Genomic DNA, 13,370 nt, shown 5'->3' with positions numbered 1-13,370 from the left:
GTTCAATCCTTCCCGAGCAGTCGCGCAACATAGCGCGCCAGCATGTCGATTTCCATATTCACCGCACTGCCCACCTCATATCCGCCGAAGGTGGTGACCGATTGGGTGTGGGGAATGATGTTGACGCCGAATCGCCGCCCCTGCACCTCATTGACGGTGAGGGAGACGCCATCCAGCGCGACCGAACCCTTCGGCGCGACGAAAGGCGCCAGGTTTTCCGGAACTTCGAAGACATAACGCAGGGACTGGTTCTCGGGCGCGATCTCGACCACATGGGCGACACCGTCGACATGACCCGAAACGATATGGCCGCCCAGTTCGTCGCCGACTTTCAGCGCGCGTTCCAGGTTGATCCTCTGGCCTTCGGTCCAGCTGCTAAGGGTGGTCTTGGACAAGGTTTCCTGCGAGGCCTCGACGGCAAACCAGCCATCGCCCTTCTCGACCACGGTCAGGCAAACGCCGTTATGGGCGATGGAAGCGCCAATCTCGATCGTATCCGTATCGTAGCCCGTGGCGATGGTGAAACGGGTTTCGCCGCGCTTCTCGATCCCGCGCACACTGCCCAGATCCGTGATGATGCCGGTAAACATGGCCCATTCCCCTTCAGACACGCTCGTAATATTCGATCAGATCGGCACCGGCCTCGGCCATGTTGCTACGCCTGAAATGCGGCGTCTGGCCCAGCACATCCACTCCGAAGGCGGAGGCGGCGGGCATGCCGTCACCGCCCATCAGGCGCGGCGCGCGGAACCAGGCAAGCCGGTCCACCAGGCGATGGCGCAGGAAGGCAGCGGTCACACGGGCGCCGCCTTCCACCAGCAGGCGCGTGATGCCCCGGTCCCCCAAAGCCAGGCTCACCGACTTCAGGTCCGGATAGCCCTCCTTGTCCGGCGGTATCTCGATCACCTGTACACCGCAGGAGCGGAAGGCGGCGATGCGGGCGGCATCATTGCCGGGCAGGCAGACCAGCCAGGTCGGCACCTGCTGCGCGGTCGCCACCAGTTTTGCCGTCAGCGCCAGACGCAGATGACCGTCCAGTACCACACGCACCGGCGAGCGCTGCTCAAGCCCCGGCAGGCGGCAGGTCAGCATGGGATCATCGGCCAGCGCCGTCCCCGCCCCGACCAGGATGGCGTCATGCTCGGCGCGCAGACGATGACCATGGGCGCGCGCGCCCTCGCCGGTGATCCACTGGCTTTCGCCGCCATGGGTGGCGATGCGCCCGTCCAAGGTGGTGGCGGTTTTCAAGGTGATCAGCGGACGGCCCTGGCGCACGCGCAGGAAGAAGCCGGCATTGATCTCTTCGGCCTCCTCGGCACCCAGCCCCAGCTCGACCGCCACTCCGGCCTCGCGCAGACGCCGCAGGCCGTTGCCCGAGACGCGCGGATCGGGATCCTCGACCGCCGCGACGACACGGGCGATACCGGCCTGGACCAACGCATCCGCGCAGGGAGGGGTCTTGCCGTGGTGGCTGCAGGGTTCCAGCGTCACATAGGCGGTCGCACCCTGCGCCGCCGCCCCGGCCTGAGCCAGGGCCACGGTTTCCGCATGGGGGCGTCCGCCCGGCTGGGTCCAGCCCCGCCCGACCACGCGGCCGTCCTTGACGATGACGCAGCCCACCGCCGGATTAGGCCAGACTTGCCCCAGCCCGCGCCGGGCCAGACCCAGCGCGGCGCGCATATGCGCCAGGTCGCCGTTCTCAGATATGGTCGCCATCCCCGCCGAGCTTTCCGACGAAGTCCTCGAAGTCCTTGGCCTCGTGGAAATTGCGGTAGACCGAGGCGAAACGGACATAGGCGACCTTGTCCAGGTTATAGAGCGCGTCCATCACCAATTCGCCGATCATCGAGGACGGGATTTCCGTCTCGCCGCTGCTTTCCAGGCGGCGCTGGATGCCGTTGATGATGCGCTCGACCCGCTCGGAATCGATGGGCCGCTTGCGCACGGCGATGGCGATGGAGCGTTCCAGCTTGTCCCGGTCGAAGGGATTACGCTGCCCGTTCTTCTTCACCACGATCAATTCGCGCAATTGCACGCGTTCGAAGGTGGTGAAGCGCGAACCGCAAGCAGGACAAAGGCGGCGGCGGCGGATGGCGGCATTGTCCTCCGTCGGCCGCGAATCCTTGACCTGCGTGTCATCATGTCCGCAGAACGGGCAGCGCATCGATCTTCTCCCGAGCCTTACAGGCCGCTATAGATGGGGAAGCGGCGGCACAATTCGCCGACCTTTTCCCGCACCGCGCGTTCGGCCGCCGAGTTGTCCTCGGGATTGGCCGACAGGCCGTCGAGCACGTCGCCGATCAGGTTGCCGAGCTGGCGGAATTCCTCGGCCCGGAAGCCGCGGGTGGTCGCCGCCGGCGAACCCAGGCGGATGCCCGAGGTCACGGTCGGCTTTTCCGGATCGAAGGGAATGCCGTTCTTGTTGCAGGTGATGCCCGCGCGCTCGAGGCTCTGCTCGGCGATATTGCCGGTCAGCTTCTTGGGACGCAGGTCCACCAGCATCAGATGGGTGTCGGTGCCGCCCGAGACGATGGCGAGGCCGCGGCTGACCAGCACCTCGGCCAGGATGGCGGCATTTTCCTTGACCGCCGCCGCATAGGCCTTGAATTCATCGGACAGGGCTTCATTGAAGGCCACGGCCTTGGCCGCGATGACGTGCATCAGCGGGCCGCCCTGCATGCCGGGGAAGACGGCCGAGTTGAACTTCTTGCCCAGGTCCGGGTTGTTGGACAGGATCATGCCGCCACGCGGACCGCGCAGGGTCTTGTGGGTGGTGGTGGTGACCACGTCGGCATAGGGCAGCGGGCTGGGATGCGCGCCACCAGCGACCAGACCGGCGAAATGCGCCATGTCCACCATCAGATAGGCGCCCACCTTGTCGGCGATCTCGCGGAAGCGCTTGAAGTCGATGACGCGCGGATAGGCGGAGCCACCGGCGATGATCAGCTTCGGCTGGTGTTCCAGGGCCAGACGCTCGACCTCGTCGTAATCGATCAGGTGATTGTCCTCGCGCACGCCATATTGCACGGCGTTGAACCACTTGCCCGACATCGCCGGCGGGGCGCCGTGGGTCAGGTGGCCACCGGCGGCCAGCGACATGCCCAGGATGGTGTCGCCGGGCTTGACCAGCGCCATCTGCACGGCGCCGTTGGCCTGGGCGCCGGAATGGGGCTGCACATTGACATAGGCGCAGTCGAACAGCTTCTTGGCGCGCTCGATGGCCAGATCCTCGGCGATGTCGACGAACTCGCAGCCGCCGTAATACCGCTTGCCCGGATAGCCTTCGGCATATTTGTTGGTCAGCACCGAACCTTGGGCTTCGAGCACCGCGCGCGAGACGATGTTCTCGGAGGCGATCATCTCGATCTGATCCTGCTGACGGCCCAGCTCCTTACGGATGGACTGATACAGGTCGGGATCGGAATCGGCCAGGGAGGCGCCGAAGAAGCGATTGGCTGAGGACATCTTGACGGGTCTTTCTTTCGGTTCTTCTACGGAAGTGAAGAGATCAGCAGCAGCCGGGCTCGCCGCCCAGCTTGGCGACGCGCCGGGCATGGCGGCCGCCTTCGAATTCCGTGTCGAGGAAAATGCCCAGGCAGTCGCGCGCCACTTCCACGCCGGTGGTGCGCCCACCGAAGACGATGACATTGGCGTCATTGTGCTGGCGGCACATGCGCGCGCCATAGGCGTCGTGGATCAGGGCCGCGCGAATATGACGATGACGGTTGGCGGCGATGCTGATGCCGATACCGGAGCCACAGACGAGAACGCCCCGCTGGGCGCGGCCGTCGGCCAGGGCCTGGGCCAGTTTGTCGGCGTAGTCGGGATAGTCCACGGATTCGCCGGGCTGAGTGCCCAGATCCAGCACCTCGATCCCGCGTTCGGCGAGGAACTCGCAAAGAGCCTGCTTGAGTTCGACGCCGCCGTGGTCGGACGCAACGGCAATTGTCTGTGAGGTCATGTCACTATGTTCTTGAGCGGTGGGGGACGGATTGAGGGCTTGATACCATATGTCGACGGATATTGCCAATGCGACACAAGGCCTCGCTTGGAACTATCTTGACGAAGCGAATCGTCCGAGGAAACCGCCCCCTCTTTTCCGCAAGAAAGATAACCCATCCTTGCGATACAGACCAATGGGGTATTCCGGCCAGCCAAGGACCAGCTTTTACTAAAGCTAAGGCAGCCAGTAAGAACTCGTTATTCTGGCTGTTCAGAATTGACAAGCAAGCCGGAACATGCGATCTCTCATTTCGGACATTCATAAAAACATTCGGTCGAACGAACATGAACGAGAACACCGCCGAAAAGTCGTCCAGGGAGGAAATTCTGCGCATGGCCGTGGATGTGGTTGCTGCATATGTCAGCAAGAATCCGCTGCCCGCAGGTCAGATCCCGGAAGTGATCCAGACTGTTTTCAGCTCGTTGAATTCTCTTGAGAACGACGCGCAGGAAATTAAAGCCGAAGCACCGCGTCCCGCCGTGCCTGTCCGCAAGTCTGTCACTCCCGACTATATCGTCTGCCTGGAGGACGGAAAGAAACTGAAGATGCTCAAGCGGCATCTTCGCACCACTTACAATATGACGCCAGACGAATATCGGGCGAAGTGGAACCTGCCGCCGGATTATCCCATGGTGGCGCCCAATTACGCTGCGCAGCGTTCCGATTTCGCGAAGAAGATCGGCCTGGGCCGCAAGGTCGAGGAAGAACCGGAAGTGCGCGGCCGCGCCCGCCGCAAGTAATCGTCAGTATCCTGGCGCCGAGGCCGCAACGGCGCCAGGGTTCTGGGATGGATTTCAGCGCCTGACTTTTTCCTGGCGCTTTTTCTCGAGCACATATTCCAGCTTGCGCCGCGCCGTCGCCTTCAGCATGGCCTCGCCGGCATCCGGGGCGCCGACGATGCTGATTTCGGTCAGGGTCGCAGGGTCCATGGCCGTGACTTTCACATAGGCCCCTACCCTTCTGAATTCAAAGATGATTTCCTTCGGGCGAGTCATGGCGGACGAGATCCGTGAATGGCGGGAAAGGGCTATCATCCCCATGTCGCCGGGGAAGTCCAGCCCTTCCTGCCCGCTTGATCAAAGCTCGATGAGAGTCAAGTCGCCGCCGTCCAGCGGACGGAAATAGGCATCGACTTCCGACGGATCGATCTCCTCCAGGCTGGCGGGCTGCCAGCGCGGCGCATGATCCTTGTCCACCAGCAAGGCCCGCACGCCTTCATAGAAATCGTGGCCGCGCATGAACCGCTGGGACAGGCGGTATTCCAGGATCATCGCCTTGTCGAAATCGATCATGGCCCCGGCCTGCATCTGGCGCAGCGTCACCATCAGGCTGGTCGGCGATTTCTGCGCCAGCTGCGCCAGGGTCTCCTCGGCCCAGGCGGACTTCTCCTCCTTCAGCGCCGCGATGATTTCCGGCACCGTGCGCTTGGCGAAGCAGCGGTCGATGGCGGCGCGATGAAGGATCATCTCGGCCTCGCCCGGGGCCTCTTCCTGATACATCTCGATCATACAAGAAAAGGCGCTAAAGGCTTGTTCCTGCGTGATATCGTCGGCCACCGACAAGGCTTCCGCCAATTCCTCCATGCGGGCCGCCGGAACGAAATGGGTGGCGAGGCCCAGATGCAGGAGGTCCGCCGCCTTCAGGCGGGCGGAGGTCAAAGCCAGATAGGTGCCGACGGCACCGGGGCAGCGCGACAGGAAATAGGTGCCGCCGACATCGGGGAAGAAGCCGATGCTGGTTTCCGGCATGGCGAACAGCGTGCGCTCGGTGACGACGCGATGGGACCCATGAATGGAGATTCCGGCGCCGCCGCCCATGACGATGCCGTCCATCAGGGCGACATAGGGCTTGGGATAGGTCTTGATCAGGCGGTTCAGCTGGTATTCGGTGCCGTAGAAATCCGTCAGGAACTGCAGGTTCCCCGCCTTGCCCGCTTCATACATGGCACGGATGTCGCCGCCCGCGCAGAAGGCCTTCTCGCCCGTCGCGGCGATCACGACGGCGCGGATGGAAGGCTCCTTCGCCCATTCCCGCAGCTTGGCCAGCATCGCCTCGACCTGGGCGAAGGACAAGGCATTCAGGACCTTGGGACGATTGAGGGTGATCCGGCCGACACCGCCGCCGGTCTCGAAGAAGATATCCTGTTGTTCCATGAACTCACTCGCTGAGGAGACGGCGGGCGGCGCTTGCCCGCATGATCTCGTGGGCCTTCCAGGGGTCTGATGGGCGCGCAGGCCAGTCGACAGGCACGCCACAGTGGGACGTTCTATATACCCCTTTCCGCCACGAAGTTGCAGGCCTCATGTGCGGATGCGAAAATGCCGTCATTCCCGTCCCTCATCAAAAAACAATATATGAATGTTATATTTAAACATTCCACACTAGATAAATCGTAATAACTTGACTTGCGGGACCTCCTGGTGTTTATGGGAAGCAGCAAAAAATAACCCGGAGAGCGTCCATGACCTTCGACAGCCGCAATCCCGAAACCATCGTGCTGCATGCGGGCTATCGCGCCGATAGCCGGACCAAGGCGGTGGCCGTGCCGATCTACCAGACCACCTCCTATCAGTTCGATAGCACCGAGCACGCAGCCAACCTGTTTGCGCTGAAGGAACTGGGCAACATCTACAGCCGCATCATGAATCCCACCAACGACAGCTTCGAGCAGCGCGTCGCCGCGCTCGAAGGCGGCGTGGCGGCTCTAGCGGTGTCGTCCGGCCAGGCGGCCAGCACCTTCGCCATCCTCAACTTGTGCTCGTCGGGGGATAATTTCATTGCTGCGACAGACCTTTACGGCGGCACGTGGAACCTGTTTGCGAACACCTTCAAGCAATTGGGCATCGAGGTCCGTTTCGTCGATCCGGCCGATCCCGAGAACTTCCGCCGCGCCGTGGACAGCCGCACCCGCGCCTTCTATGCCGAAACCCTGCCCAATCCCAAGCTGCAGGTCTTCCCCATCCGCGCAGTCGCCGCCATCGGCGAGGAGCTGGGCGTTCCGCTGATCATGGACAATACCGCCGCCCCCGTGATCTGCCGCCCCATCGAGCATGGCGCCCATGTGGTGCTGTATTCGGCGACCAAATACATGGGCGGCCACGGCACGACCATCGGCGGCGTGATCGTCGATAGCGGTAAGTTCGACTGGGAAAAGCACGCCGATCGCTTCCCCCTGCTCAACCAGCCCGACCCCAGCTATCACGGCGCGGTCTGGACCCAGGCGGTCAAGCCGCTGGGCCCCATCGCCTACATCCTGCGCATGCGCGTGACGCTGCTGCGCGACATGGGCGCGGCACTCAGCCCCTTCAATTCCTTCCAGCTGATCCAGGGCATGGAGACGCTGCCGCTGCGCATGCGCGCCCATTGCGAGAACGCGCAGAAAGTGGCGGAATTCCTGGCTGCCCATCCCAAGGTGACGAAGGTCATCTATCCGGGGCTTGCCGAAGGCGAACAGCGCAAGCGCGCCGATGCGCATCTCTCGCGCGGCTATGGCGGCCTGCTCGGCTTCGAGTTGAAGGACGGCAGGCAGGCCGGACAGCGCTTCATCGATGCGCTGCAGATGTTCTATCATGTCGCCAATATCGGCGATGCCCGCTCGCTGGCGATTCACCCCGCTTCGACGACGCATTCGCAGCTCTCCGAGGAAGACCAGCTTGCCACGGGCGTTTCGCCGGGTTATGTGCGTCTTTCCATTGGCATTGAACATATCGACGACATTCTCGCCGATCTCAAACAGGCACTGGAGGCCGTATAACCTCGTGACCGGCACGATTGGACTGGGGGCATTCCCCCGCACCCGCATGCGCCGCAACCGCCGTGACCAATGGTCGCGGCGGCTGATGGCCGAGAACACCCTGACGGTAAACGACCTGATCTGGCCGGTCTTCGTCGTCGAAGGCGAAGGCATCCGGGTCGATGTCGCGTCCATGCCGGGCGTGTGCCGCTACTCCATCGACGAATTGCTCGTCGCGGTGGGCGAGGCCCAGGCCCTGGGCATTCCCGCCATCGCCCTCTTCCCTTACGTGGACCAAGCGCTGAAGACGCCCGACGGGCGCGAGGCGACCAATCCCGACAACCTGATTTGCCGGGCCGTCCGCGCCTTGAAGAAGGCCTATCCCGGGCTGGGCGTGATCTGCGACGTGGCGCTGGACCCGTTCAACAGCGAAGGCCATGACGGACTGGTCGTGGACGGCTATGTCGTCAACGACGAAAGCGTCGACATCCTGATCGAGCAGGCCCTGGTTCAGGCCCATGCCGGCTGCGACATGCTGGCCCCGTCCGACATGATGGACGGCCGCATCGGGGCCATCCGCGACGCCTTGGACCGCGACGGCCTGCAGCATGTGCAGATCGTCTCCTATGCCGCCAAATATGCCTCCGCCTTCTATGGCCCTTTCCGCGACGCGGTGGGTTCGGGCGGCGCGCTGAAGGGCGACAAGAAGACCTATCAGATGGACCCGGCCAATACCGACGAAGCCCTGCACGAGGTCGCCCTGGACCTGAAGGAAGGGGCGGACATGGTCATGGTCAAGCCGGGCATGCCCTATCTGGACGTCATCCGCCGGGTGAAGGAGACCTTCACGGTGCCGATCCTGGCCTACCAGGTCAGCGGCGAATACGCCATGCTGAAGGCCGCCGTCGCCAATGGCTGGCTCGACAACGACCGCGTGGTGCTGGAAAGCCTGATGGCCTTCAAGCGCGCCGGTGCCGACGGCATCCTTACCTATGCCGCGATCGAGGCGGCGAAGCTGCTGCGCGGCCAGAAATAGCCGGGAACGGGGGATGTTCCGGCATCCCCCTCCTGCTTCTTTACTTTTCCAGCCAGTCCCGCACGACGTTTATCTGTTCCTCATCCATGAGCATGGGGGCATGCCCCACGCCACGGAATTCGACCATCCGGCAATCGGGATGGCGGCGGCACATTTCCTGCGCAGTGTCGTGGGTCAGGATATCGGACTGGGCGCCGCGCAGGATCAGGACGGGGCAGCGCACGGCCTCGAAAAGCGGCCACAGGTCCACGTCGCCGGCATCGCCCTTGGCCACTCCCTCGACGATGCCGGGGTCGTAATGCAGCCGCAGGCCGTCCTCTTCCCGCCGCACCGCATGGCGCGCCAGATGGGCCCATTGCTCGTCGGTGAAGCGGCCGAAGCTCCTCAGCGCCGTGCGCAGCGTCGCCTCCACTTCCCCGAGATCGGCGAAAAGCGGATTCCAAGACACCACCTCCCGGATCCGCGCCAGCCCTTCCTTGGGAATGAAGGGGCCGATATCGTTCAGCACCAGCCGGCGGATGGGCGAGCCGGGCTGGCTGGCCAGGCCCATGCCGATGATCCCACCCATCGAGGTGCCCACCCAATCCACCTGCTCGGCCCCCAACCGGGCCAGCAAGGCGGCGCAATCGGCCATGTAGAGGGGGAAGTCGTAATCCGTCTTGACGCTCAGCCATTCGCTGGCGCCGCGCCCGGCCATGTCGGGGCAGACGACGCGGCGGCCCGTGCGGGCCATGGCATCTGCGAAGATATCGAAGTCGCGGGAATTGCGGGTCAAGCCGTGGACGCAGACGATCGGGCAGGCATCATCCTCCCGTCCCCATTCCGTATAGGCGATCTTGTGAAAACCGCGAGGTCCGAGGCTGGAAAGGCTGCGTTCCATCATCTTCACGCTCTCTCCGTCATTGCTGGCAGGGGCTACGATAGCCATGATAGCAACCGAATGGATCGGCCCGGACAAGGATTTTCCCGCCGGCAGTCCTTTGGTTCAAGATGAAGAAGAGGACATAAGGCATTGCTATACCTTATGTCATTGACTGAAAGGAAGGGTAGGCCGGCATGCGGACGGCAGCGAAGATTCTTGGAGCCTTTGTCCTGGTTCTCGTCCTTGTCGCCACCGGCGCCCTGGCTTGGCTGCATACGACGCTGCCGCGCACGCAAGGCAGCATGGCCCTGGAAGGCCTGGATGCGCCGGTGGACATCGCCCGCGACCGCTGGGGCATACCCCGCATCACCGCGCAAAACGAACAGGACGCCTATTTCGCCCTGGGCTACGTCCATGCGCAGGACCGGCTGTGGCAGATGGAGACCCTGCGTCGTGTCGGTGCGGGACGGCTGTCCGAGATTTTCGGGGAACGGACCCTGCAAACCGACCGCATGATGCGGATGCTGGGCCTCTACCGCCTGGCCGAGAATACGGTAGCGCTGCTGGACGAAGAGGTCCGTGAAGCGCTGGAGGCCTATGCCGCCGGGGTCAATGCCTTCATCGCCCAAGGAGAGGGATCCTGGCGGGCGCATCTGCCGCCGGAATTCCTGATCCTGCGCCACAAGCCCGAACCCTGGCGCCCGGCCGATACGCTGGTCTGGGGACGGCTGATGGGAATGCAGCTGGCGGGCAATTGGCGCGAGGAATTGCTGCGGACGGAACTGGCCCGCATCCTGCCGCCCGAGCGCATCGCCGATCTGTGGGCCGAACCGGAAATCCGCGAGCAGGCCCATCTGGAAGGCATCCCCGCCGCCCAGCTGCTGGCCGCCCTGCCCGAGGCGATCAAGCCGCGCCTGGCGTCGAATGTCTGGGCGCTGGCCGGAGACCGCACCACCACCGGCGCGCCGATTCTGGCGAACGATCCCCATCTCGGTTTTTCCGCGCCCAATCTATGGTATCTGGCCTCGATCGAAGCCCCGGGCCTGTCCGTCACCGGGGCCACGGTGCCGGGAGTGCCGTTCCACCTGCTCGGCCATAACGGCCACATCGCCTGGGGCATCACCACCACCCATAGCGACACCATGGACCTGTTCGTCGAACGCTCCGCCGGGCAGGACCTCTACGAGACACCGCACGGGTCGCAGCCCCTGGACATCCGCAATGAGACCATTCACGTCAGGAACGGCCCGCCGGTCCAGATGGTGGTCCGCCACACCCGCAACGGCCCGCTCGTTTCCGATGTCCTGGGTCCCCGCGCGGATGACGCCCTGCTGGCGCTGTCGGCGGCCCAGCTTCAGCCCGACGACCTGACGCCCCAGGCCATCTACCGTCTCAACCGGGCGCGGGATTGGGAAGAATTCACCGCGGCCTTGCGGGAATTCCTGTCGCCCCAACAGAACTTCTTCTTCGCCTCGGTCACGGGCGATATCGGCTTCTACGTTCCGGGCCGCGTTCCCCTGCGCCGTTCGGGCGACGGCACCCTGCCCCAGCCCGGCTGGACCGGCGAGGCGGATTGGGTCGGCTGGGTGCCTTTCGAGGAACTGCCCCATGCGCTCAATCCGGCGGGCGGCGTGGTCCTGAATGCCAACAACCGCATCACCCCGCCCGGCTATCCTCACATGATCACCGCCCATTGGCCCGAACCCTTCCGCGCCGAACGCATCCGCGACGTGCTTGCTGCCCTGCCGCGCCACGACATCGAGGACACCATCCGGCTTCAGCACGATGCCCTGTCGGGGCTGGCGGAACGCTTCCTTCCCTTGCTGCTGTCGGTGGAGCCCGACGGCGAGCGGGAGGCCGAGGCCCTGCGCCTGATCGCGGAATGGGACGGCATGATGGCGCGCGAGTCCGCACCGGCCCTGATCTTCCAGACCTGGATCAACATGCTCTACAGGGCGGTGATCGAAGACGATCTGGGCGAGCAGGCCGGGGCCATGGTCCAGCTGCGCCCGGTCTTCCTCGAGAACGTGTTGCGGACGAACAGCCCCTGGTGCGATGACATGCGCACCCCCGAGACGGAGGATTGCGCCACCATGATCCGCCGCAGCCTGACCCAAAGCCTGGAACAGCTTGCCGCTGCCCATGGCGAGGACATGACCGCCTGGCGCTGGGGCGCGGTGCATCGCGCCCGCTTCGATCATCCCGTCTTCGCACAGATCCCGGTCATCGGCAGGCTGACCGAGATCGCCCCGGCGACCGACGGCGACGACTTCACGGTCAATCGCGGCACCTACAGCTACAACCCCGAGACGGGCGCCTTTCCCCATCTCCACGGCGCGGGCTTCCGGGCCGTCTACGACCTGTCCGACCTCGGAAACAGCCATTATCAGGCCGCCACCGGGCAATCGGGCAATCCGCTTTCATCGCATTGGCAGGATCTGACCGAGGATTGGGCCGAAGGACGCATGATCACCATTTCCCCCACAGATCCCGTCGAGCGCATCCTGCGACTGGAGCCTGCGCAATGACCCTGTCGGACGTGCAGGAGGCTGCGGCGAAGCTGCAAGGCACGGTCTTGCGGACGCCCCTGGTGGCAGCCCCTGCCCTGTCGGCCGCCTTGGGCGCCGAGATCTGGCTGAAGCTGGAAAATTTCCAGTTTTCCGGCTCCTTCAAGGCCCGGGGCGCCCTGGTCAAGCTGCTTTCGCTGGATCAGGCGCAGCGTCAGGCGGGCGTGGTCGCCATGTCGGCGGGCAACCATGCCCAAGGCGTGGCGCTGCATGCGGGGCGGCTGGGCATCCCTGCCCTGATCGTCATGCCGCTGGCGACGCCCTTCACCAAGGTCGAGCAGACCCGCCATCTCGGCGCGCGGGTTGTGCTGCATGGCGAGACATTGAGCGAGGCCCAGGCCCATGCGCGCCAATTGGCGGAACGCGACGGGCTGGTCTTCGTCCATCCCTATGACGACCCGCAGATCATCGCCGGTCAGGGCACCGTGGCGCTGGAAATGCTGGAGGACCAGCCCGAGCTGGAAGACGTCGTGATTCCCATCGGCGGCGGCGGGCTGGCCGCCGGCATGGCCCTGGCGGCCAAGGCGCTGAAGCCCTCGCTGCGCCTATGGGGGGTACAGAGCGCGCTTTATCCGTCCATGCTGCCCGGCGGCTCGGTCATGCCGGCCGGTGGGCCGACCATCGCCGAGGGCATCGCCGTCAAGACTCCCGGCCGTCTGACCCGCCCCATCATCGAGGAGCATCTGGAAGACGTCCTGACGGTCGGGGAAGCGGCCTTGGAACGGGCCGTGCAAATGCTTGTCGAGAAGCAAAAACTGGTGGCCGAAGGGGCGGGCGCGGCACCGCTCGCCGCCCTGCTGGAGCATCCAGGGCGCTTTGCCGGGCGCAAGCTGGGATTGGTGGTGTCCGGCGGCAATATCGATTCCCGCATCCTTGCCTCGGTGATGATGCGGGGGCTGATCCGGGCCGGACGCATGGCCCGCCTGCGGATCGAGATCGCCGATGCGCCTGGACTGCTGGCCCGCGTCGCCCAGGTGATCGGCGCGGAGGGCGGCAATATCATCGAAATCTATCACCAGCGCCTGTTCCACGACGTGCCGGTGAAATTCGCCGAACTGGACGTGGTGGTCGAAACCACCGGCCACGAGCAATTGCAGGCGGTGATCGCTAGCCTTACCCGCGCCGGCTGGCGGGTGCGGCAATTGGGCAACACGACCCTGGACGGCTGA

13 protein-coding genes are annotated in these 13,370 nt (G+C 64.4%); 5 read left to right on the top strand and 8 right to left on the bottom strand.

Annotation, left to right across the window (positions count from 1 at the left end; genetic code table 11):
* Positions 1 to 2 precede the first annotated feature (2 nt).
* Genes EPD66_RS02395 through rpiB form a run of 5 tightly spaced genes read right to left on the bottom strand, consistent with a single transcriptional unit; the run spans position 3 to position 3,961 of the window.
* Positions 3 to 590 carry a riboflavin synthase gene (locus EPD66_RS02395; protein ID WP_142846883.1) on the bottom strand — a complete coding sequence of 196 codons (588 nt, stop codon included), beginning with the start codon at positions 588 to 590 and terminating at the stop codon, positions 3 to 5.
* A 13-nt stretch (positions 591 to 603) separates the two neighbouring features.
* Positions 604 to 1,716 (bottom strand): bifunctional diaminohydroxyphosphoribosylaminopyrimidine deaminase/5-amino-6-(5-phosphoribosylamino)uracil reductase RibD, encoded by a 1,113-nt coding sequence (gene ribD, locus EPD66_RS02390; protein WP_255448339.1) that lies wholly within the window; start codon positions 1,714 to 1,716, stop codon positions 604 to 606.
* The gene (nrdR, locus tag EPD66_RS02385) at positions 1,700 to 2,164 is read right to left on the bottom strand and encodes a transcriptional regulator NrdR (protein ID WP_142846882.1); all 465 of its coding nucleotides are present in this window, start codon (positions 2,162 to 2,164) and stop codon (positions 1,700 to 1,702) included. The genes ribD and nrdR overlap by 17 nt, the downstream gene beginning before the upstream one ends.
* 17 nt (positions 2,165 to 2,181) lie before the next feature.
* Entirely contained in the window at positions 2,182 to 3,465 is a 1,284-nt protein-coding gene (glyA, locus tag EPD66_RS02380) for a serine hydroxymethyltransferase (RefSeq protein WP_142846881.1), read from the bottom strand.
* A 43-nt stretch (positions 3,466 to 3,508) separates the two neighbouring features.
* Positions 3,509 to 3,961 carry a ribose 5-phosphate isomerase B gene (gene rpiB / locus EPD66_RS02375; protein WP_142846880.1) on the bottom strand — a complete coding sequence of 151 codons (453 nt, stop codon included), beginning with the start codon at positions 3,959 to 3,961 and terminating at the stop codon, positions 3,509 to 3,511.
* A 326-nt stretch (positions 3,962 to 4,287) separates the two neighbouring features.
* Between rpiB and EPD66_RS02370 the strand changes: the two genes are divergently transcribed.
* Positions 4,288 to 4,743, top strand: a complete 456-nt coding sequence (locus EPD66_RS02370; protein ID WP_142846879.1) for a MucR family transcriptional regulator — start codon at positions 4,288 to 4,290, stop codon at positions 4,741 to 4,743.
* A 54-nt stretch (positions 4,744 to 4,797) separates the two neighbouring features.
* Here the strand turns inward: EPD66_RS02370 and EPD66_RS02365 are convergent, their stop codons facing one another.
* Entirely contained in the window at positions 4,798 to 4,932 is a 135-nt protein-coding gene (locus EPD66_RS02365) for a hypothetical protein (RefSeq protein WP_255448338.1), read from the bottom strand.
* A gap of 147 nt (positions 4,933 to 5,079) precedes the next feature.
* Positions 5,080 to 6,156, bottom strand: a complete 1,077-nt coding sequence (locus tag EPD66_RS02360; protein WP_142846877.1) for an enoyl-CoA hydratase/isomerase family protein — start codon at positions 6,154 to 6,156, stop codon at positions 5,080 to 5,082.
* Positions 6,157 to 6,464: 308 nt separating this feature from the next.
* On the opposite strand from EPD66_RS02360, the gene EPD66_RS02355 reads away from it, so the two are divergent.
* Both EPD66_RS02355 and hemB read left to right on the top strand, forming a co-directional pair.
* Positions 6,465 to 7,757, top strand: a complete 1,293-nt coding sequence (locus EPD66_RS02355; RefSeq protein WP_142846876.1) for an O-acetylhomoserine aminocarboxypropyltransferase/cysteine synthase family protein — start codon at positions 6,465 to 6,467, stop codon at positions 7,755 to 7,757.
* Between the two features lie 4 nt (positions 7,758 to 7,761).
* Positions 7,762 to 8,772, top strand: coding sequence for a porphobilinogen synthase (hemB, locus tag EPD66_RS02350; RefSeq protein WP_255448337.1), 1,011 nt, complete (start codon positions 7,762 to 7,764; stop codon positions 8,770 to 8,772).
* 40 nt (positions 8,773 to 8,812) lie between these two features.
* Here hemB and EPD66_RS02345 read toward each other — a convergent pair whose 3' ends face one another.
* Complete coding sequence (locus EPD66_RS02345) at positions 8,813 to 9,700, bottom strand: alpha/beta fold hydrolase (protein WP_255448336.1); 888 nt, start codon at positions 9,698 to 9,700, stop codon at positions 8,813 to 8,815.
* A 128-nt stretch (positions 9,701 to 9,828) separates the two neighbouring features.
* On the opposite strand from EPD66_RS02345, the gene EPD66_RS02340 reads away from it, so the two are divergent.
* Positions 9,829 to 12,162, top strand: a complete 2,334-nt coding sequence (locus EPD66_RS02340; protein WP_142846875.1) for a penicillin acylase family protein — start codon at positions 9,829 to 9,831, stop codon at positions 12,160 to 12,162.
* A complete protein-coding gene (locus tag EPD66_RS02335; protein ID WP_142846874.1) occupies positions 12,159 to 13,370 on the top strand; it encodes a threonine ammonia-lyase in 1,212 nt (403 codons plus the stop codon). The genes EPD66_RS02340 and EPD66_RS02335 overlap by 4 nt, the downstream gene beginning before the upstream one ends.

The sequence above is a fragment of the Telmatospirillum sp. J64-1 genome, assembly GCF_006980715.1.
Taxonomy (GTDB): Bacteria; Pseudomonadota; Alphaproteobacteria; order Rhodospirillales; family Magnetospirillaceae; genus Oleiliquidispirillum; species Oleiliquidispirillum nitrogeniifigens.
This window is presented reverse-complemented; position numbering and strand designations above follow the sequence as displayed.